The organism is Streptomyces sp. NWU339, from assembly GCF_003143855.1.
Classification (GTDB): domain Bacteria; phylum Actinomycetota; class Actinomycetes; order Streptomycetales; family Streptomycetaceae; genus Streptomyces.
In genome coordinates this window covers 1-20437 of the sequence record NZ_QFRK01000081.1, presented here as the reverse complement: position 1 = coordinate 20437, position 20437 = coordinate 1, and the positions used below count along the sequence as shown (strand labels likewise).

16 protein-coding genes and 1 pseudogene are annotated in these 20437 nt (G+C 71.0%); 3 read left to right on the top strand and 14 right to left on the bottom strand.

Annotated features, from left to right (window positions below; translation table 11 throughout):
- Positions 1 to 7: 7 nt before the first annotated feature.
- From DIZ27_RS46310 to DIZ27_RS41100, 13 genes are all read right to left on the bottom strand, one after another.
- Positions 8 to 913, bottom strand: a complete 906-nt coding sequence (locus DIZ27_RS46310) for an ATP/GTP-binding protein (protein ID WP_181383953.1) — start codon at positions 911 to 913, stop codon at positions 8 to 10.
- On the bottom strand, positions 907 to 1503 hold the full coding sequence (locus DIZ27_RS48070; RefSeq protein WP_258308827.1) for a hypothetical protein: 597 nt from the start codon (positions 1501 to 1503) through the stop codon (positions 907 to 909). Before DIZ27_RS48070 ends, DIZ27_RS46310 begins: the two co-directional genes overlap by 7 nt.
- A gap of 359 nt (positions 1504 to 1862) precedes the next feature.
- Entirely contained in the window at positions 1863 to 2009 is a 147-nt protein-coding gene (locus DIZ27_RS46305) for a hypothetical protein (RefSeq protein ID WP_181383952.1), read from the bottom strand.
- Between the two features lie 249 nt (positions 2010 to 2258).
- A complete protein-coding gene (locus DIZ27_RS41145; protein ID WP_109383436.1) occupies positions 2259 to 3173 on the bottom strand; it encodes a replication-relaxation family protein in 915 nt (304 codons plus the stop codon).
- Positions 3170 to 5794, bottom strand: coding sequence for an ATP/GTP-binding protein (locus tag DIZ27_RS41140; RefSeq protein WP_109383435.1), 2625 nt, complete (start codon positions 5792 to 5794; stop codon positions 3170 to 3172). The genes DIZ27_RS41145 and DIZ27_RS41140 overlap by 4 nt, the downstream gene beginning before the upstream one ends.
- Complete coding sequence (locus DIZ27_RS41135) at positions 5770 to 6420, bottom strand: hypothetical protein (protein ID WP_109383434.1); 651 nt, start codon at positions 6418 to 6420, stop codon at positions 5770 to 5772. Before DIZ27_RS41135 ends, DIZ27_RS41140 begins: the two co-directional genes overlap by 25 nt.
- Positions 6417 to 7535 (bottom strand): bifunctional lytic transglycosylase/C40 family peptidase, encoded by a 1119-nt coding sequence (locus DIZ27_RS41130; protein WP_258308825.1) that lies wholly within the window; start codon positions 7533 to 7535, stop codon positions 6417 to 6419. Before DIZ27_RS41130 ends, DIZ27_RS41135 begins: the two co-directional genes overlap by 4 nt.
- 35 nt (positions 7536 to 7570) lie before the next feature.
- Entirely contained in the window at positions 7571 to 10315 is a 2745-nt protein-coding gene (locus DIZ27_RS41125; RefSeq protein WP_109383432.1) for a hypothetical protein, read from the bottom strand.
- 1 nt (position 10316) lies between these two features.
- A complete protein-coding gene (locus tag DIZ27_RS41120; RefSeq protein WP_109383431.1) occupies positions 10317 to 10673 on the bottom strand; it encodes a hypothetical protein in 357 nt (118 codons plus the stop codon).
- Positions 10670 to 13345 carry an ATP-binding protein gene (locus tag DIZ27_RS41115; RefSeq protein ID WP_109383430.1) on the bottom strand — a complete coding sequence of 892 codons (2676 nt, stop codon included), beginning with the start codon at positions 13343 to 13345 and terminating at the stop codon, positions 10670 to 10672. The genes DIZ27_RS41120 and DIZ27_RS41115 overlap by 4 nt, the downstream gene beginning before the upstream one ends.
- Positions 13342 to 13935: a hypothetical protein gene (locus tag DIZ27_RS41110; RefSeq protein WP_109383429.1), complete on the bottom strand. Its 594-nt coding sequence runs from the start codon at positions 13933 to 13935 to the stop codon at positions 13342 to 13344. The genes DIZ27_RS41115 and DIZ27_RS41110 overlap by 4 nt, the downstream gene beginning before the upstream one ends.
- Entirely contained in the window at positions 13932 to 14273 is a 342-nt protein-coding gene (locus DIZ27_RS41105; protein ID WP_109383428.1) for a hypothetical protein, read from the bottom strand. The genes DIZ27_RS41110 and DIZ27_RS41105 overlap by 4 nt, the downstream gene beginning before the upstream one ends.
- Positions 14270 to 15205, bottom strand: coding sequence for a conjugal transfer protein (locus DIZ27_RS41100; RefSeq protein ID WP_109383427.1), 936 nt, complete (start codon positions 15203 to 15205; stop codon positions 14270 to 14272). The genes DIZ27_RS41105 and DIZ27_RS41100 overlap by 4 nt, the downstream gene beginning before the upstream one ends.
- 719 nt (positions 15206 to 15924) lie before the next feature.
- Between DIZ27_RS41100 and DIZ27_RS41095 the strand changes: the two genes are divergently transcribed.
- The 3 genes from DIZ27_RS41095 (at position 15925) to DIZ27_RS41085 (ending at position 19462) form a co-directional block, all read left to right on the top strand.
- On the top strand, positions 15925 to 17391 hold the full coding sequence (locus tag DIZ27_RS41095) for a hypothetical protein (protein WP_109383426.1): 1467 nt from the start codon (positions 15925 to 15927) through the stop codon (positions 17389 to 17391).
- The gene (locus DIZ27_RS48065) at positions 17388 to 18821 is read left to right on the top strand and encodes a hypothetical protein (protein ID WP_258308824.1); all 1434 of its coding nucleotides are present in this window, start codon (positions 17388 to 17390) and stop codon (positions 18819 to 18821) included. Before DIZ27_RS41095 ends, DIZ27_RS48065 begins: the two co-directional genes overlap by 4 nt.
- Positions 18822 to 18967: 146 nt before the next feature.
- Entirely contained in the window at positions 18968 to 19462 is a 495-nt protein-coding gene (locus tag DIZ27_RS41085; protein ID WP_109383425.1) for a hypothetical protein, read from the top strand.
- A gap of 38 nt (positions 19463 to 19500) precedes the next feature.
- Here the strand turns inward: DIZ27_RS41085 and DIZ27_RS48060 are convergent.
- Positions 19501 to 20218 (bottom strand): annotated as a pseudogene (locus DIZ27_RS48060) (IS982 family transposase); the annotation flags it as partial.
- Positions 20219 to 20437: the final 219 nt, after the last annotated feature.

The following is a 20437-nucleotide window of genomic DNA, read 5'->3' as shown; positions in this document are numbered from 1 at the left end:
GGCGGCGTTACCTGACGACCTGTACTTCGCCGATCGCCACCTGCACGTTGGTTTGACGGACCTCGGTGAGCTGGCCGGCCGCTCCGCCGCCCTGCCAGTCGATCGTCCATGTCGAGGTCGCGATGACCGGGAACTTGCCGTTCTGGGCACCAGCTGAAGTCTTGGAGTACACGTGTCCGCAGGTCGGCGACTCGGCCATGCCTTCGGACGCCTGGTACGGCGTGCCCGGGCCGTTGCACGTCACGGATGCGCCGTCACCCATCTGCCACCCGATCTTCGACACCTTCGCCGTCGCGGTGACGGTTATCCCACCCGCCGAAGCCGACGCGGTGTTGGGCCCGTAGGTCGTGGCGCTCTGGTTGACCCACATCCACATCGGGATACCGACCGTGTACTTACCGGCCGCGCGCGGGCTGGCGATGTCAGGGCCCAGCAGCGTCATCGAGTCGACCGCGCGCTGCGCCAGGACAGCCGGGTCGACCGTCGCTTGCGCGGGTGGCTCGGCCAGCCACACCATCCGTACGACGGTGAGGTCGTCTACCCCGTCGGGGGCCACGGAGCAGGACTGTTCGTACACGGCTCCATCGCCGGGTTCGTGGCCTTCCCAGTCGAGGCTGCCGGCGGGCGGCTGTGGGTCTGCGAGTTTGTAGGTGCAGACTTTGTCGAGGGTGCCGTCAGGATTCTCGTAGGAGTTGTCGCCGTTCCCGCTTGATGATCCGCCTCCGCCCGTGCTGCCGTTGCCACCCTGTTGTCCACCGGCCTGTCCAGGGACGTCGACCTCGACCTCGCAGTTGTACAGGCCGCACTCGATACCGCCGTCGCCCTTGGGGTCCTCATCCGCGTAGCTGGTGACAGGGACGGAGAGTGCGGCCAGGACTGTTGCTGCGGTGATGGCGATTCTGCGGGTCAGCATGACTTCCCCTGCGGCTCGTCGCGGGTGACGCGCCACCCTTCCGGATACTTCTCGAGGGTGCTGACGATCACGTACTTCATCAGCCGGTTTTCCGGGAGGGACACGGGCTCCTTGGTTTTGGCGTCGACGGTCTGCCACTTGGAGATGTCCAGGCAGCTGGAGACGGTCGCGTTCGGGATCTCCCCCGAGGTGTCGACCTTGGTGACCGTCTGGTCGGTGACGGCGACATCGCCGGTGTAGATGCGGCCGCGGTCATGAGCGCGCTTGGCGTCTGCCTCGGCGTTCTTCAGGGCTGCGGATGCGGCGTACTGATCAAGATGGTCGCTCTTGCCCGACGGGTCGGCGTAGAGCTGCTCCATCTCCTGCCAGTAGGCCCTGTACGCGGCGATCGCTTCCTTTTTCGCCGTCTCCTTCGGGTCAGCGGTGGCAGACGCCGTCGGAGGCTGTGTGACCGTCGGGGACTCGTCGGCCGTCTCGTCCTTCCCCTCGGATGAGTTGCACGCGGTCAGGGCGAGCGCGGCGCACAGCGTGAGGGACGCGGCGGCGATCTTTCGGAAGTGAACAGCGAAATAGTGTGCGCGGCGTTTCACAATGCCTCCCCGTACGGCGCGGTGTGACATGACCGCTGCCTGAGCCGCCGACGGACGGCAGTCCAGCCGCGGCCTGGTCCAGCTGCGGTGATCCGTTTGCGTGACCGTAAGGCTACGCATATGCCAGTCAACTTCCCACCTCGCTATTGCAGTTCACTCGCACAACTCGGGACGTATCCGGTCACCTTCGGAACCGGATGTCGATTTGTAGTTCTGTGTCTTCGCTCGTTGCGACCGCATGTGGTCCGTGTCGTTCGTCGGGTCGTACGGTCTGCGTGATTCCCCTGTGTGCGAGAACGAGATTCGGACCGCCGGGTTCTTCCGGCCGAGGGGCGGCCTGACTTGCTGTCGCCTCAGGATCACGGAGCGGGAGTCCTCGCCCGGTCGGGAGGGGAGGTCGGCCACACGGTGATCACGTCTCCGTCGAGCGTGACGCGCCGGCCCGGGAACCGGTGGCGTACCAGGTTCAGGTCGTCCAGGTCGAAGTCGCCGGCCCCTTCGACCACGCAAGCGCTCCCGACGTAGGAGACGACCTTCGTGTGGACGGGCCACGCGTCAGTGGGCTGCTTTTCAGGAATGCGAATTTCAAAAGTGGCTTGCGGCATCTGGATCTCCCAAGTTCAGTGCGCACGAAGAGGTTTTAAGGACCGGGTCCCGTGCTGTAGAAGTAAACTATGCGTTCGCTTAAGCAAATATCAAGTGGATTCCGGAGCAGTTGCGAGGCTGCGACATTCGGTCGGCACCATGCCGCCGCGTCACAGCTCGGTCCACGGCCGCGGCTCGCCGTCGGCCAGAGATACCCAGACATCGCCGGTAGGCCCCTGGAGTTCGAGGTCGTCCAGGACCGCCGCGCCCAGCGGCACCTGCCGGGCCAGCGTGCCCACGAGCGGGTGCTGCGCGACCATGGCCTGCAAGTCGTTGATCCGGTTGCCCAGGACGTACCGGGAGGCCCCGGTGAGCACGAACAGAACCCGGGGGAACACGGGATACCAGCGCAGCCAGACGGCACCGGGAACGGCCGACTGCCGCGAGCGCTGCCGCCCCACGGGCTGCGGCTCGTACGACCATAGCCGCGCGTATTCGATCAACTTCGACGCGAGCCGCTCGCTGCTCATGGTCGTCCGGTCGACCTCGACGAACGCCCTGAGCTTCGTCCGCTGGTCCTCGCCGATGAGCGTGTAGTGCATCAGCGCATCCGTGATGATCTTCTCGCCGTCGCTGAGCGGGTGGGAGACCTCAGGCGTCCAGTCCAGGTGACCGTGCTCGTCGCCACGCGTGCGGGCATCGGCGACGAACGCCAGGTGGGTGCGGACCACGGTCAGAGTGTGCGGCGTCTTCAACGAGGCAGCGGTGGCCGAGGTGATCGGATACGGCGGCCGGCCCCGCAGGGCGGGGAAGTCCCTCACCAGCCGGGCTCCCTCACCCGTCAGATACCAGGCGCGGGAGCGGTTGGACTGCGGCAGCACCGTGTAGTCCACCAGGCCCTCACGGCGCAGCTTGTTCAACGGCGTGGAGACGGTCTGCCGCGCCGTGCCGGGCCGCAGCAAGTCGTGGAGCTGACCGGTGGTCGCCATCCGGTGCTGCCCCAACACGGCCAGGAGCTGATGCGGCAGCGGCTCGATGGGACTCGGCGTGCGACCGGACGACACGGTCTCGAAGGTGGTGGTCACTGGTATCCCTTCTTCTGCAGCCGTCCGGCTGGCGGGGTGGTGGGGGCGAGTTGGGCGAGGAAGTCGCCGACTCGGCCCAGCTGGTCGGTGGCGCGGGTCGTGAGCTGGTTCAGGGGCGCGGCGCCGGCCGTGGCGCGGGCGGCGCGCTCGAGTGCCGCCGCCTGGCGGGGGCGTGCGTACTCGGCGAAGATCTCGTCGAGGTGCGGGCCGGTGATCCGGACGGGACCGACGCGACGGCCCCTGACCGTCAGCGACATGTAGTGCTCGAACCGGTCCAGGGCGGCGACGACGTCAGGTCCGGGACGGTCGCCCCATTCCGCGGTGATCGGAGCGATGGCGGACTGCGAGCCGGCGGTGGACGCCAGAGTGGAGGCGTTCTGGACCAGGGAGAGCCGCACCGGGATGGGCAGGCGGGCCAGCAACTGGGTCATGCCGTGGACGTGGACCCTGTACTTGCGGAAGTCCTCGAACATGCTGGCGATCGTCTCTGCGGCCGCACCGGTCAGGGTGATCAGCTCGTCGAAGTATGGGCGGAACGGGACACGTTGGGCTTCGGGGGTATCCCGGCGGGAGCGCACGGCGCGCAGCAGGTCCCGGGCGAGCAGTGCGGTGATCAGCCGGTCGGTGGGCCCGTTGCCGCCCGGGCACACCCACACGATCATCTTCGAGTCCATCGCGGCGCGGATGTTGTAGCGGCCGGCCGGCTGTCCGAGGAACGCGCGGGTGACGGGGTTGGCGGCGAGGCGGGCGATCGGGTTGAGGACCACGGCGAAGGAGTCCGGCGGCAGGGTGGGGAACACCGTCTGCCACCAGGAGCGCGTCTCTTCGTCCAGGCGCCCCTGAACGCCGGCGAGCGCCGCGGCGCGGAAGACCGGGTCGGTGAGCAGCGCCCGCACGTGGAAGACCGTGGCCTGGTCTTCGGGGCGCCCGGCCTGGCAGGCGGCTTCGTTGACGGCCACCAGCACTGCCAGGGAGGCGGTGAGGATGGTCAGCGCGCGGGGTGCGCTGGCGTCGTCCCAGCCGAGCGCGGACGCGTAGGCGTCCGCGGTGGCCTCGACGACCTCGTGTGCCACCTGGCGCTGGTGCATGCCGAGCGGGTTCCATGAACTGACCTGCGGGGCAGGCCCATGGGCGCCCAGGTCGATGAGGGCGATCCGGTCCATCAGGGCGTCGTGGGCGAGGAACGGCAGAGCGCGGGGCCAGGAGTCGCGGTGCGGGTCGACGAACATGAGCCCGCCTCCGGCGTGAGCCCAGCCGATCGCCTGCGCGAGGGCGCGTTCGGTCTTGCCGCCGCCTGCCTTGCCCACGCCGACTTCGAACAGCGTCTCCTTCGCGTAGCTGGCGACCAGACGTCGGCGGCCGTCGGGGCCGCGGTAGATGCCCTGCAGCAGCAACGTGGGGTTGTCGAACTCGAAGGTCGGCAGGTCTCCGGCGAGCAGCGGCAGCCGGCAGTGCACCGTGGGCGGCTTGAGCAGGCCGGTCAGTTCCTCCAGGCGCACCCAGTTCGGGCGGGGCGGCTGGCAGTGACCCAACGTCCAACGGCGCTCGAAGCCGTGGCGGCTGGGCCAGCGGTCCGCCCCGAACCGCCACGGGCCGATCCGCCATCCGCGCATCGCCCACCGTGAGCCGCCGCCGAACACGTCGAAGGCGGCCTGGAGCTGGGCGAGCCGGGCCTGGGCGCGGCCTTCGGTGTTCGACGCGCACATCACCAGCAGCTGCACGCGCACCAGGTGGTCGTCCTCGGCGAGCTTGCCCAGCGCCTCGGCCGGCTCGACCCGGCGGGGGACGGGCGGCATGACCAGACGGCGCCCGCCCCCGCCCTGCTTGCCGCTGACCAACTGCTTCAGCTGCCAGGCCAGTGAGTCCTCGATGCCGGTGGCGTCCTGGCGCACCCACCGGGCGGCGCGCTGGGCCTCGCGCCGCTCCCTGCGGCGGGCGTCCGACATCAGCTGCAGACGCCGGGCCCGCAGCGCCCACTTGGGGGCCCGCTGGATGTCGAGCCGTATCTCGGCCAGGTCCCCCAGCTCCGCCCGTAGATCGGAGACGGCGTCGATCAGAGGCTGCAGCGGGTCGGGGTCCAGCGGAACGTCCCGCAGCGGGGCCGTGGGCTTGCCGCGCAGGACGAACTCCGCCCGCACCACATGCTCACGCGGCTTGTCGACGAGGGGACGGGCCCGGTCCACGGTGACGGCCGGCCCGAAGGGTGTGATCGACAGCAGACGTTCACCGCCCGCGGGACCTTCGATCCGGTAGCGCAACGGGCTGGAGCCGTCGGCGCGCAGCCGGATCTGCACTGCCTTCGACCGCCTGGGCGCCCACCACGGCATGCTCGTCGAGGCCCGGGCGAGCTGGACCCCGCGGCGGAAGATCTCCTCCAGGCCGGGGTCGAAGTGCTGCGACGGCACGAGTTCCAGCGCCATCCGCTCGGCCGAGGCCTTCCTTGCCAGACGGCGTACCACCATCTCGCCCACGGCCCAGACGACGGCCGCGGCAGCCATGGGCACGTACCAGTGGGTGATCAGCCAGCCGGCGGCGTTGGTCAGGCCGGCCAGCAGACCGAGGACCTGACCGGCCGCCGTGCCATCCGCCAGGTTGGTCAGGTACGGGGTTGCGGCGTCCACGCGGACGCTCCTTTCGTCGAAGTGCGGGTGAAGTACCAGTCGGTGATGCGCCGGTCGGTGTAGGTGCCGCCGCGGTCGGCCCCCGCCCACACCAGGTGCACGACCGCCTGGTCCGGGCTGCCGCTGATGCGGGCGATGGCGGCCTGGATGCGGAAGCGGGCGGTGGCGAAGGCTGGTGCGATCGCCTGGTCCGGGTTGCCGAAGAGCGCGGGCCACTTGGCGCGGCCGATCCCGGTGGCGTCCGCCCGCAGCAGGCCACGGCCGGCCGCGAGGAGCCTTAGCTCGTCGTCGGCGGCAAGGTCGGCGGGCCAGGCGTCCTCCAACGACTGCTGGATGACGGCATCGCCGGCCACGCCCTCGCCGTGCGGCGGCAGCACGGAGGACGCACTAACTGACTGCGTCGACGTCGTGGAGGCCGGGGCCGACGCGGACCCGCCAGCCTGGGTAGTACGGCCGCGTGCAGCGGTCGCCGAGGGAGACGATGTGGGGGCGGTCGCGCGCGGTGGCGCCGACGTTGCGGGTGCGCTCGGCGTGTGCGGCACCGTCAGCAGGATCACCCCGGCCAGGACCAGGACCACGGTGGCGATCAGCAGCAGGCGCGGCGAGCGCGCCGGGGAGTTGGTCATAGCAGCCGGGCCCCTCCCGCGTATCCCGACATCGCGTTGACCGCGTCCAGGCGGACGACGGTTCCCGGACGGGCGGCATTGACCATCTGCCCGCCGCCCAGGTAGATCCCGACGTGATAGATCGTCGCGTCGCGGCCGGGGGCGTCGGCATAGAAGACGAGGTCGCCGGCCTTGAGCGCGCCGGTGCCGAGACGGGCGGGGATGCGCCGGCCGACACCGGCCTGGGCGGCCGCGACGCGCGGCAGTTGGATGCCGACCTTGGCGTAGGCGTACACGGTCAGCCCCGAGCAGTCGAAGCCCTTGATGCTTGCGCCGCTCTTCCCGTTGGGGGAGCAGCAACTGCCGTACGACGTGCCCTTGGCGTTGCCGCCGCCCCACGAGTAGGGCACACCGCGCTGGGAGAGCGCCGCCTCGATCACGGTGCGGACCTTCCTGGGCACGTTCTTCAGGTCCGGGTCCTTCGCGGCCGCCGTGTACTGGTCGATCCAGCTCAGCACGTTCGCCACATACTCGCTCGACCGGTTGTACTGGAAGATCGCCGCCTTGAGCTGGGTCCGCTTGGTCAGGTCCCGTCCGTTGCCGCACAGGTAGACGGCGGCACCGAGGGCTGCGTCGTCGGCGTTGTGCGGATCGGCTGTCTTGTCCCTGCTGGCGTCCTCGCCGACGCCCTCCCAGGTGGACGGCAGGAACTGGAAGGGTCCGACCGCTCGCTCCCCGTTGGCGGTGCCGTCCCACTTGCCGCCGTCGGTGTCCGGGAAGACGGTGGTGTTCCCGCCGGCCCCGGAGCCGTTGAGAAGTACCCCGTAGATCTTCGGACGGATGTCGCCGTGGTCGGCGATGTTGCGGCCGATGGCGTGGTTCGACTCGACCTTGGCGATCCCGGCAAGGATGGGCCAGCGCATGCCCTGGCACGTGGGCACGTACTTCCCGACCTGCGAGGCGGCCTTCTTGTAAGCAGTCAGCATCCGGGCGGGGATGTCCGCCGCACTGCCGCCGTCGGCGATCCCATCATCGGCATCGTCCTGGAGCCCGGTCTGCAGCGCGACGTACGCGCTGATCGCGTTCGAGACAGGAGCCGCGCAGCACACGGCGGTGAACAGCAGCAGCACACTCACGCACCCCCACCGCCCCGGGCGGCGCCGGGCCCGCTTCACTCGGCATCACCGTCCTCGGCCGGCGGCCGCTGGCTGCGCTCACGGCGCAGACGCTCCGCGTCGGGAGCGGTCCGCCGCATCAGGTCCTGCATCCGCCGACGCGCTTCGTCGCGTGTGGTGTTGCCGGCGTTGCCTCCGCTGGGAAGGGCCGAGCCCGTCCTGTTGGGCGCAGGGCTCGCCGGACGCGGGGTGTTCCCGCTCGCGAGCCGGGTCGGGGACGTCGGCGTGCCTGTCGGCGTGGTGCTGCCTCCCGCCGGAGACGTCGGCGCGCTCGGCCGGGCGGGGGCCGGCCCCGGACGGCCCGCGGGGCTGCCGGTACGTGTCGTCGGCGGCTGCACCGGGTTCGGCCGCGGGGAGGGCGCTGTCGTTGCTGTCGGGAGGCGGCGGCTGCGGAAGGGGCCGGAGGCGGCGACTTGCCGTCCCGCCTCGGCCCAGGCACGGCCGTCTTCGCGGACGGTGTTGCCCCACACCCGCACCTGCTGGCGGGCGTCCTGCGCGTACTGCGATCCGCCCGAGCGGGCCCGGCGGACGCCTGCCGGGAGACCGACCGTCGCCCCGTACGCGGTGCGGCCGCCCCGGTTGAGGATGCGGTAGCCGCGGAAACGGACCAGGCGGTTGTGTGCGCGCGTCGACACGAGTGTGCGGTCGGTGTTCTGGTCGTGCAGCACCTGTCCCGAGCGGCGGTCGACGACCTGGCCGTCCTCGTCGCGGTAGCGGTCGGGCGGACCGCCGGGACGGCGCGGCCCCCCGCCGCCCGACCCGCCGCCTGGTCCGCCGGACGGGCCATTTTCGTCCGGGTCGCCGTCAGCCGTGGGCTTACGCCACTTGGCCAGCTGCTCCTTGTCCGGCCGCCGGCCGATCAGCAGCCAGTGGCCGCCCTTCGCACCGAACCTCACGCCCGCCCCGCCCACGGCAGCCGCCGCGGTGAGCGGGGCGAGCCCGCGCCCTGCTTCGGCCGTGGCATCGGCGAGCACCCGTCCAGTGTCCACGGGCATGCCCGCCCCGTCGACCAGCGACGTCAGCGCGCCCATCAGGCGCTGCCGGGTGCCGAGCAGCCCGAACCGGCCGCCCCCGCCACCGGTGAAGGCGCGCAAGCCCCCGCCGTAACCGCCGAGCGCGGCAGGTGAGTTCATGGCGAGCGCGGCGCCGAGCTCGGAGGTGTCGCCGGGCATGTGCGTGCCGCCGACCTTGGCGTAGCGCATCCGCATGGCCATACGCCGCCCGAAGGAGGTGATCCCGGTCAGGAGCCTGCGGTGCCCGGCCGCGCCCGCGACGGCCAGGACGTCGATCAGCAGGATCCGCTCCACCATCAAGTCGGGCCCGTCGGTGATGGTGGCGTCGACGGCGATGCCGAAGAACGGGATGAACGCGCAGATCCCGACCACGGTCAGGGCCGAGATGCCCCAGATCGACAGCCATTTCCACACGGATTGGCGGGCGGGACCGGGCAGCATGCCGGCGATGAAGGTGACGCCGCCCGCGGCCGCGGCCGCCGCGCAGATGCCCTGGGTGCCCAGCAGCACGATGGCGCTGGAGAGCAGCATGCCGCAGATGAACAGCGCGGCGATGAGCAGCAGGGCGGCGCCGCCGACGCGCCACCAGGTGGGCTGGTGCGCATAGTCGGCGCACGCTTTGCCGACATCGCCGGCCTTCTTCATGTCCTGCATGAAGGCGGAGAACTCGCGGTCCTCGTCGGTGACGATCGCGTTGGAGGCGTCCAACAGTTCCCCACCCGGGGTGAGCTCCGGCAGGCTGTCGTTGCCGTCGTTTCCAGGGGTGTCGTCGGTGTCGCGCTCGCAGTACTGCTTGCCCGGCCCCTCGATCAGTTCACAGGGGTCCTCCTTGTCTTTGTCGCCTGTGTCCTCGGTGGCCTTGTAGCCGCCGGTCACCCACTTCAGGTGCACGGCGTAGGCCTTGCGGTCGGAATCTTTCGCGGGGTCGAGGATGCGCCCGTACTGCAGCAGCATGTACGGCTTGACGATCAGCGCGTTGGTGACCGAGTCCTGGATCGGGCGGGCCACCTCTTCGGCGGAGACAGGCTTCTCGCCTTCACGTTCCACGCACTTGACCTCCTGCATGCCGGCCATGCCGGCGCACGGGCCACGGCTGGCGAGCTTGCCGCCCCAGTCGTAGGAGTTGACGCTCTGCTGGGCGACCTCGGCGGCCACCTGCTGGGACTGCCCCAGGGGTCCGTCCTGGGCGAGTAGCGTGTCGGGGCGGATGAGAGCCGAGACGGCGATCGCCCCGATGAGCAGGGTCAGGAAGATCTCGCCCAGACCGCGGCCGACACGACCGCGCACGATCATGAAACCCGCGAAAACAAACGCCCAGGCCAGCAGCAGACCCTTCAGCCCGAGCGTGTCGACGACCACGTTGCCGTAGGCGTCGGCGACCTTCTGAGCCGGACGGATCAAGATCTTCAGCAGGGGAAACCGGAAGGCCACCTCGATCGCCCACCCCGCCAGGCCGACCAGCAGCCGGATCAGGGTGAACAGCCCGGACAGGGCGAAGGCCAAGGCCTGCGTCTTGAAGGCGACGATGGAGCCGCCGTCGGCGTTCAGCTCGTAGCCGTTGATCGCCACCCCCTCGGAGGAGGTGATGTTCAGCGGGGCAAGCAGGTCTCCGGTCTCGCTATTGCTGCCGGCCGCATACACGACCTGGCTGTTCACCATGACGAACACGCCGGTGAGCAGCAGGGTGAAGCCGGCCGAGCGCAGGGTTGCGCGGTCTGGACGGAACATCTCAAGCCCGCCCTCGTCCTGCCGGAGCGCGGCGCCAGATCACGAGCGCTCCCAGCCCCGCCGCGGCGGGAACCAGCTTCCATGCGGCGGCGTCGCCGCTGTCCTGGCCGGGGGCGGCGCTCGTGGCGTGGCGGCCGCGCTCGCAGTACGCCTTGGCCGGGCCGGCTATCAGATCGCACGCGTCTGCGGGCGTCCCGGCGGCGTCGGCGGTGAAGGCCTGTCCGGTGCGTGGCCACCAGGTCTCCGGCAGGCTCGCCCCGAGCACCAGGACGAGCACGCCGACGGCGACGGCGATTGCCGTGAGGGCGCTTGCGACTGCGGCCAAGCGCCGGGAACGGCTGGGGGCGAAAGAGGTCATCGGAGTTCCTTTTGACGGTCACCCGCAGCGGCGCCGACGAGCGGCGCGGACGCGGGCGCGGTGGTGCGGCGTCCCGGCGTGGTGGTGATGGAGGAGGAGATCCGCTCGATGCGCGGGATGCTGACCTTGACCCGGCCGATGTTCTGCCGCGGGCAGGCGATGAGGAACTCGCCTTCGCGGCCGCGCTGTCCGACGGGGGACAGACCGGTGGTGACCAGCCGCAGCAGCTCGGGGTCGTTCGGATCGAGACCGAGGAACTCCAGCCCCCGGCGGGCGCGTTCGCGGTCGGTGGTGCGGGCGAGCGCGCGGTAGGCCATCAGCCCGCGGTCGGGGCCGAGTTCTTCCGCGTCGTGGGAGCCGGCGATCAGCCCGGCGCCGTGCTTGCGGCCGTCGTGGAGGATCTCGTGGACCAGGGCGGTGCCCTCGGCGGACGAGGTGAGCCAGTACAGCTCGTCCAGCACCACGGCGGTGAACCGTTCGGGGTCCTCGAACGCGGTCTGCCGGGCGATTGCCGCGATCAGGTAGAGGACCGCGCGGCCGATCAGGGCTTCCAGGGGTTGCTGGTGCAGGACTTCGGGCTTGTCGAACGCGGCCTTCGGCGGCAGCTTCAGGCCGGTCGTCGTGATCACGATCATGTCGGAGGCGCTGGAGGCGTCCAGCCGCACGGGCGGCAGGATGGGGTCGAACACCATCGCGGCAAGAGGGTTGCTGGCCACGACGCGGATGAGTCCGGCGAGGGTGGTGGCCGCGTCCTGCCGCTTGCCCGCCTCCGCCCGGCCCATCTCCTCGAGGACTTCCAGGACACGGTGCATGGAGGGGGCGTCGCTGGCTGCGGCCCGCTCCACGGCGTGGTGCAGGACTTCCCCGCCTGTGCTCATGGGGCCGATGCCGAGCTGGAGGGTGAGGTAGGACAGGGCGTAGTGGCGGCCTTCGGGGCCGGTGAAGATGCGCAGGGGGTCGATGGACACCTCGGCCTGGGCGGCGTCGATGATCTGGCAGCGGCCCGCGGCCGCGGTGCGGGCGAAGGTCGCCCACTCCCGCACGGGGGTGCGGTCGATGCAGATCGCGACTCCGCCGCGTGCCCACACTGCCTCGGAGATCAGCTTCTCCAGGACGCTTTTGCCCGCGCCGAGATCTCCGACGACGCCCATGGAGGCGGAGGCGTCCTGTTTCGGCGCGTCCGCCACGTTGATCATGACGGGGCGGGTGGTGCCGCAGTCCAGGTCGATGCCGAGGAACATGCCGTTGGGGTCGCCGACCTCCGCAGCGGTGAAGGCTCCGCCCAGCGCCCAGTCTTCGCTGACCTGGTGCTGGGTGAACTCCCGCACCACACCGGGTCGCGCGGTGCCGGGCAGTCCAAGGGTGAACAGGGACTCCTGCAGCCCGGCCGGGCGCACGGCGCGGTAGTCGGCGCCGCCGAGCAGGGCGGCCAGGGCCCGGGCGCGGGCGTCGCAGACGGCGGCGGTCGGCCCCCACACGGTCAGGACGGTCACCGACTGGACCTCGACCTCCACGCTGGTGCGCGACAGGCGGGCGTCCAGCTCGCCCAGGTCGCGGGCGGCGTCGGTCAGGGAGGCGGGCATGCCGGTGGGGCGTGCGTCGTACTGGTCGGCCTGGTCGACCAGTTCGTTCTTCTTGCGCCTCACTTGGTCGCGCGCCTTCTCGGCCGGCACCAGAGCGAGGTCGACGGTGTAGTCGACGGGGAAATCCAGGGTCTCCAGCTGCGCGAACAGGTCGGCGGCGTCCTGGCTCACCGCGGGCGGGCACTCGGCCAGCGCCAACTGCGCCTGATAGCCCACCCCGGCGTCGGACTCCACCTGCAGCCACCGCCGCCGTAGCGGCGACGACGTCTTCAGCCGCCACCACGCCGTGCGGCCCGACCGGCCGATCCGGTCCGCGCCGACCAGGTCGGCGGCGTCGAGCGCCGGATCGACACCGCCCTCCTGCAGGCGGGCCTGGCCGAGGTCGGCGTAGCTGGGGGAGTGCAGCGCCCCCGCCCTCAGCTGCCCGCCGTACAGGTCGCTGGTCTCGGCCTCGGTGAGCAGCGGCTCGTCCAGGCCGCGGTGCAGGGCGTGCTGGATCATCCACACGATCTCCGCCGGGCGGGCCGGGCGCAGGGCGACGCCGCCGGCGAGTGCGGCCTCCACCCGCAAGGCCTGCTCGCGGTAGGAGGTCACCTCGCGGCGCGCCACGGGTGCGGCCCGCATGCCCAGCATCGGTGCGACGTCCGCCCACATCGCGCCGAGCGACGCGGTCACCTGCCCGCCCGCGGCATCGTTCTGCAGCGGCACCGCCAGCCAGAGGGTGCGCCGGTGCATCTCCTGGTCGTTCAGCAGGTCCAGGGTGGCCTCGACGTTCTCCACCCACGGATGCGCGTCGCCGGGGGGCCGGGCGCCGGGCTCGATGCCCTCGATCATGCGCAGCGCGATCTCGCCCGGGTCGACCTGCGCGCACAGCCCGAACAGGCGCGGCGCCCCCGTCAACGAACGGATCAAGTGCGTGATCTTCGCGAGCTGCTCGTCGCGGACCGCGGCCGGCACGTAGGTGCCCTGGACGGTCTCCTCCCGGCGGCCGCGGGCGTCCGGACCGGGGTGCAGCCGGTAGAGGGCCCACACGCTGCCGTGGGTCGACCACACCAGATGCCCGGCGATGTGACGGATCGGCACCCTCACCGCGCACCCCCCGCCTGCTGGGCCAGGGCGAGCAACTGCTGCACACCCGACACCGGCACACCCGACACAGGCCCCTTCGGCGCCGGGCGAGCCTGCGGCTCTGAGCGCGGCCCCGCGGACGGACGGGCAGCCCGGCCCCGGGGCGCGCTCCGGCCGGCTGTCGGCTGGTCGGCGCGCGGCGGCGCCGCCATCGCCGGGACAGCGGGAGCGGCCTCTTCGACGGTGAAGCCACCGAGCAGAGGACGGGAGATCCGGTCCCGGGCGGCCCTCCCGCCGATGCGGCCGCCCTGCGGCTGCCAGGCGAGCAGCACCCAGCCCAGTGCCGCCTGCAGCGGGGCGCGCCCCTTGATCTTCGGTCGGCGTGCCGCCCAGACCGTCAAAACCCAGGCCACGATGGGCACCGGGCCCATCCACGACCACCAGCCGATCGTCTTGACCAGCAGGAAGCCGCCGCCGACCGCGACCGCGGTCTGTGCGGGCGTGTACGGGCCGAGCGGGATCTTCCAGTCGGCGACTTTGCCCAGCACCCAGGGGTGGCGGCGGGCGGTGGTGTAGAAGCGTCCCACCCGCCCCGCGGCTGCCGCGCTCACAGCCGGCCTCCCGCGCCGTTGGAGTGCACACGGGCGAGCGGATCGGGACCCTGCACGACGCCGGGCACGGCGGGCGCGCCCTTGGCCGGGTTCTTCACCTCGTCGGTGAACATGTCCGCCAGGTCCTCGCGGCTGTCGTACAGCCCCAGCGCGATGATCATCAGCAGCAGGGCGCCGATTCCGGCCTTCAGGCTGAACTTCTGGATCATGATGACGACGACCAGCACGATCAGTCCGGCCTGCAGGCCCTTGGTCGCCCAGTCCTCGAACATGTTGATCCAGCTGTCGCCGAGGTCGTCCAGCTGCCCGGCGAGCATCATGCTGTGCACCGTGTTCACCGGGCACCCCCGTCCTGGAGGGTCCCGGACTCCAGCGCCGCGACTTCCCACCGGCCGGAGCGGGACGTGAGGGCGACGTCGTATGCCAGCGGCCAGCGCCCGGCGTCATCCCGGGCCTCGACCTGGACGCGGACGCGGACCTCGGTACCGTCGGCCGGCACCTGCTCGGCGGCCGCGGCCTCCTCAGCGCCCCACACCTCCTGGACCGTGACCGTCGTGTACGGTGCGGGCGAGACCGGCGACAGCTTCACCCCGGGCGCGAGGTAGCGATCCACCTCCCCGGCCTCCGTCAGGTACACGCCGAAGAACTCCCCGACCGCGGACGACAGATCGCTGCCGGACGGCACACTCACGCCGTACGGCGACCGGGCCACCGCGGCGCGCGCCGGGCCCGCCACCACACCCGGGGCACCGGTCACGGCGAACGAACTCCCGCTCGCGTCGGCGGCCACGGGGACGACGAAGTAGCGCACCCGTCCGTCGGCGTACTGCGCAGCCACCGTCACGGCCCACGCGCCGACGTCGCGCTGCGTACTGCGCACCGCGGTCACCGATCCCAGCTTCGGCTGCGCACCGGCGACCGGCTCCGGCAGATCGACGTCCGGCGCGAGGGACTGAGCAAGCCGCGCCTGCGCACTGCCGGCCTCGTCGCCACTGCTGCGCAACCACGCGCCGACGAACACCTGCGCATAGCCCGCCGGGTCGGCCGCGACGGCAGCAGTGCGCACAGCGGCCGGCTTGTCCGAGGGGGCGGCCTTGGCCGTGGTCGGGCTGGACATCACCGTGACGCCCAGGGCGACGGGACCGGCCGCGATCGCGGTGAACAGGGCCAGGCGCGACAGGCGGACGCGGCGCCTCATCTTCTCCAGCTCGATGCCTGCGGCCATCGGCGGAGCAGCGTCGCTCTCCGACGCCTGCTTGCCAGGGGACATGGTCAAACTCCCAGGTCAGAACGTGTACTTGCTGACCTTGAGAAAACCCGCCGACCCCGACCCGACCACCGACCATGAGCCCCCGACCACGGTCACGATGGGGACACAAAGCCCGTGGTCGGGCCCGTGGTCGGCCCGACCACAGCCCCGACCACGGGGCACCGACTACGACCGGGCACGCCTGAACCGACCACCGGCGTAAAGGGCGGCGCGGACGGTGAACTGGCTCAGCGGGCTCACGGGGGTGGAGAGGGAGAGGCCGCCGGTGGATCGGGCGCGCGCCGCCTCCAGGGGCAGGCCGTGGCAGCCCGGTTGCGCACGCCTTGGACGACTGCGCAGAGCCCAGACCGGCGGTGCCTGTCCGCTGTGCGCAGTCGGCTGCACATGCCGACTGCGCACGACCCGGACCCGTTGCGCAGCCGGCTGCGCAACGAGTTCCGCTGTCACTGCGCAGTCGCGATTGCGCATCGTTCCCGAGCACCGGGGGAGACCCGTGGTCGGCCCGACCACAGGCCCGACCACGGCAGCCCAGTGCGCATGTTGCCGCATCGTGACCGGTGGTCGGGGGCTGTGGCCGTCAGCCTGGTCGGGGGCGCCGGGTGAGCTGACGGCATGGATCTCGCCTACGTCTTCTCACCCAGCGGCCCCGGCCATCTCGCGCCCGCACGCCTGCTCCAAGGCGTCAGCGGCCGCGCGCCCATGGCACGCGAGGAAGCACGATGAGCCGCTTCGGGGCGGGGATCCGCCGTGGGGTGATGGCGGCGGACCAGTTCACCCAGATCGCCAACGGCCTGTTCCGCGACAGCCGGCTCTCCTTCAAGGCGAAGGGAATCTTCGGCTACATCAGCACCCACCGCGCCGGCTGGCACGTGACGGTCGCCGACCTCGTGCGCGCCGGACCCGACGGGCGGGACGCCGTACGCGGCGGCCTGAGCGAACTGCAGAGGCACGGCTACCTCGTCCGCGAACAGCTCAGGCACGGCAACGGGACGCTCGGTGAGATCGTGTACTCGATCACGGACCGCCCTGCCTCCGTCGGCGCCGACCTCGCGCCGGCAGTCGGCACGGCCTTCGCCTCCGTCCCAGCGGGTGAGGCCGGGCCCGGCTTCGGGGCGGGGATCCGCCGTGGGGTGATGGCCGGGGATCGGTTCACGCAGATCGCCAACGGCCTGTTCCGCGACCCCCGGCTGTCCTTCAAAGCCCAGGGTCTGTTCGGGCTCATCAGCACGCATCGGGACGGCTGGCGGATGAGCGTCACCGACTTGGCGCGCCGCGGCCGCGACGGCGAGGCGGCCGTCAAGAGCGGGCTCAGGGAGCTGGAACGGCACGGCTTCCTGCTCCGGGAACGTGAGCGCCACCCCGACGGGACCCTCGGCGCGGCCGCGTACTTCATCACGGATCTGCCCAGCCTGCAAAGCAGCAGGTCGCAACCGATGTCGGGTTTTCCACCGGTGGATAACCCGACGTCGGTTAATCGCCCCACTAAGAACACCAACAGAAAGAAGACCAACAAGCAGAAGACCAGTACCGTCCCTCCGCGCGACCGCGGCGACGTCGCGCGAACGCCCCAAGGGACGGACGCGCCGGACGCACCGGCGTCCCCGCCGGCCGCGCTCCCGGCGGACGAGATGCATCCGGGGATCCAGCTACTGCTCGAGATCGGCAGCAGCCGCCCCGAACTCCTGCTGACCGGGAAGGTGCTGACCGACCAGGGCCGCGTGCTCACCGTGATGATGGATGCCGGCTGGAGCAGCGAGCAGCTGCGGCACGTCATCACCGACCGGCCTTTGCCGAACCCAGTGCGCACCACGGTTGGTGCGATCATCGCGGCCCGTCTGCGGGCTGCTCAGGCCTATCCGCCGCCCGCCGCGTTGGATGGCCGTCACCACCGCGGCGACGACTTGGACGACGAACCGTATGGGCGGCCGGCGACCGAGCGGTCGTCCACGGCGTCCGCCGCCCGCACGGTGACCGAGGCCCTGACCTACCGAGCGCTCGTCGAGTGCGCCGGCTGCGGTGTTCCCGGGACCGCCCCTGGCGAAGACCTCTGCCCCGCATGCCTGGGCTGGCCGCTGTGCCGAACCTGCCCCGGCCCGACACCCCGGCGTGCCCACCCCGACGGTGACGGCCGCTGCGCCACCTGTGTCACCGCATCGACCAACCTGCTGGAAGGAAGCACACCATGACCACCCAGACACCGCCGACCAGCGGGATCGCTCAGCAGCTGCGCCCGTTCCAGCAAGAGCAGCAGCGGTGGGAGAGGAAGCGGTCCCGCGCGGTGCACGGCGGCCACGTCTGCTGCGGCGCCGGTTGCGCGGATGGCTGCGAACCCGTCCTGATCCGTGAACGGGCCGGATGGGGGTGGGTCGACTGGAGTGTCCCGGCCGACGGCAGCCTGCCCGAACAGCCCCACCGGATCGCCGTGTTCACCCCGATCGCGACTCGTCCCCAGCGCCTTGGCCTGCGCTGGCTGGCCAGGCGACCGGCACACTGGATCCGCCTCGGCCCACTGACCGTACGGCCGGCCATCGCCGTCGTCACGGTCCTCACCCTGATCGCGGCCACCTTCGCGATCATGCACGGCGTCCCCTTCAGCATCGTGGTGCCCGCGGCCGCCCTAGCCCCCCTGCTTGTGGAGCACCTACCTGAACAGCTCGATGCCCGCGCCGGCGAGAACGTCCGGATCGTCGAGGCCGAAGCCGCCTGCCGTTACCTGCAGCGCCTCGCCGCTCTTCACGCCGGCCTCGTCGAAGCGGCTCTCGGCAGCGACCGCTACGAGGTGCGGCGCGCTGTCAAGGTCGGCCACCACCAGCTGTTCGACACGGCAGACCTGCTCCAGCGTCGCGACACCCGCTCGGCCTCCAGCGAGCTCATCGCCCGGGAGCGGCTGATGCTGCAACTCGCCGTCCAGACCAGCCGGATCGTCACGCCCATGAAGGACGACGCATCGTCCGACCGCCAAGACCGGCTCGGCCGACAGCAGCCGCTAGGTCCCTATCCGCCCCAGCCCCGCCGACAGCCCCAGCCCACAGCCGACCACGCAACCCCCGTCACGACGAACGAGGAAACCCACATGCCCCAGGATGGTTCCGAGCAGCCCACCCGCGAGGTGTACCTGCTCTTCGCCCACGAGGCCTACTACCCGGCCGCCGCCCAGGAGATCAACACCTCGCTCGTGGCCGCAGCCTCGCTGCTGCACCCGCACGTCCGTCAGCCTGACGGCGCCCGCATCTATGACCGACTCACCCGCGGCCGCCGACAGGGCGAGATCGTGCCGCTGTCCACGCTCACCCACGAGCTGGACGGCGGTGCGCGCTGGCCGGAGGTCGGCGACTGGGCTGCGGTCACTGCGGACCTGCTTCAGCTCATCCAGGACCGTGAATGCGACGGTCTCAGCCTGGGCCTGCCGGACATCGCCCGTGCCCTGGTGTGCTCTGGCCCGCGGAGCGAGGTCCGGGTCTACGATCCGGCGGCCGAGCGGTATCAGGTGTACGGGCCCGCCGACCGTATCGAGGTCCTGGTCGAGGTCGGCAGGCAACTGGCCTGGGCGGAAGCCGGGTGCGCCCTGTGGCCGGGCGACGGCCTGCTGGTTCCCGTCAATCCCCGGGAAGCCTAGACGAGTAGATCCGATGTGACGGTGGTCGCCGCCCGGCCAGCCAGAGCCTCATGAGCGCGCGACTGGAGAACTGGCCAGGCCGCTCCGTCCGGACGCCTCGTCGTTATGGTGTGGTGGTCTGCCGAGGCCATGAACAGGAGGGGCTCATGACCGTCGAGTATCGGTGGCTGTTGGACGAGACTCCCTGGCCAGAGCAGGCCACGCTGGTCTACGGCGAGATGGTGGAACTGGCGACGCCACACCCACCGATTCTGAAACTGGGCTGGCTTGGGCCGGAGATCGTGGGCAGCCGCGGTGTGATCGTCGCGTGTGTCATCGAGCAGGACGAGCGTGATGGCCACGTCGGACCGCTCTACGCGGTGGAGACCGAGGACGGCAGCCCCTGGAGGCTGCGGCCGGAGTTCCTGGTCTCCCGGGGAGGACTTCATCCCGACATGCCGCCCCGCTATCGCAGCGACCTGCCCGAAGGAACTCGCGTCCGAATCCGCTTGGAGTCGGACACACCGGGCGCGACGACGGAAGCTGTCGGGGAGGTCGCCGGGATCTGGTGGACGACGTCCCTGGAGCCGCCGAAGGGCTACATCGTGCAGGTTGGCGAGTACTCCCACTGCGTGCCCCCGCAGCAGACCGAGGTCCTCTGACTCGGCGGGAGCCTGCCTGCGGTCACTGCCGGATGCCGTCAGTGGTCAAACGCGATCAGCGAGCGGGTGACGGGTTCGCCGGTCTGGTTGTTGTGCCAGATCCCGGCAGCCATCGCCAGGACCCGCTGGGCCACCCGGATCGCGACGCCCTCGAAGGTCCGCCCGCCGTGTTGTTCCAGGTCAAGCTGGCCTTTGAGGGTGTCGTTGACCGACTCGATGAGCTGGCGGACCTTCTTGAGCATCGGCTCGCCGTACCGCTGCTTCTCGCGCTTGAACGACGGCCGAAGCAACTCGACGCCCAGCTCAGCGAGTTCCTGCTCGAACACCTTCGAGGCGAAGCCCTTGTCGGAGATGAGCATGATGCCCTCGGCGGGCGACGAGCTCCGCGTCGACTTCGAGCATCGCGGCCAGCACCTCCCGCTCGTCCAGCTTCGGGTTCGCCAGCGCCCACAGGATCGGCATGCCGGTCGGGGTGCACACCAGGTACAGACGGAGACCCCAGAAGAAGCGGGAGTGGGAGGCACAGTAGCCGTAGCCGGCCCAGCCCGCCATGTTCGATCGTTGGACAGTCGGGCGCGACATGCCGCACGGCACCGGCGTGGAGTCGGTGATCCACACCGTGTCCGTCCAGAAGTCGCTGTCCCGGGCCAGTTCCCGGATCACGCGCTTGACCAGCGGCAGAGCCGAGCGTAGACGCTTGTTGTAGCCCGCGCGCTGGGGCAGGTACGGGAACATGCCGGACAGGTGCTTAGAAGCTGTTGTCTTTCCGAGCTTGAGGACGGCGTTCTGCCTGGTCGGGCATAGGGGTGGTGGTTCCGTGGGAGTGGTGGCCTGTCGGGTGGTCACTGCTTGGGGAGGTTGCGGATGCCGTCGGTCGTCGGACTGCTGGAAGAGCACGAGCTCGCCGCTCGCCGTCGCGTGGACGGGCTGCGGGAGGAGGCCGACCGTATCCAGGCCGAACTCGCTGCGGCCGAG

Coding starts and splice junctions, on each gene's coding strand:
- DIZ27_RS41100 (WP_109383427.1), bottom strand. CDS start 15,205: ATGTCCCCTGGCAAGCAGGCGTCGGAGAGCGACGCTGCTCCGCCGATG.
- DIZ27_RS41120 (WP_109383431.1), bottom strand. CDS start 10,673: ATGACCTCTTTCGCCCCCAGCCGTTCCCGGCGCTTGGCCGCAGTCGCA.
- DIZ27_RS41095 (WP_109383426.1), top strand. CDS start 15,925: ATGAGCCGCTTCGGGGCGGGGATCCGCCGTGGGGTGATGGCGGCGGAC.
- DIZ27_RS48065 (WP_258308824.1), top strand. CDS start 17,388: ATGACCACCCAGACACCGCCGACCAGCGGGATCGCTCAGCAGCTGCGC.
- DIZ27_RS41135 (WP_109383434.1), bottom strand. CDS start 6,420: ATGACCAACTCCCCGGCGCGCTCGCCGCGCCTGCTGCTGATCGCCACC.
- DIZ27_RS41125 (WP_109383432.1), bottom strand. CDS start 10,315: ATGTTCCGTCCAGACCGCGCAACCCTGCGCTCGGCCGGCTTCACCCTG.
- DIZ27_RS46310 (WP_181383953.1), bottom strand. CDS start 913: ATGCTGACCCGCAGAATCGCCATCACCGCAGCAACAGTCCTGGCCGCA.
- DIZ27_RS41085 (WP_109383425.1), top strand. CDS start 18,968: ATGACCGTCGAGTATCGGTGGCTGTTGGACGAGACTCCCTGGCCAGAG.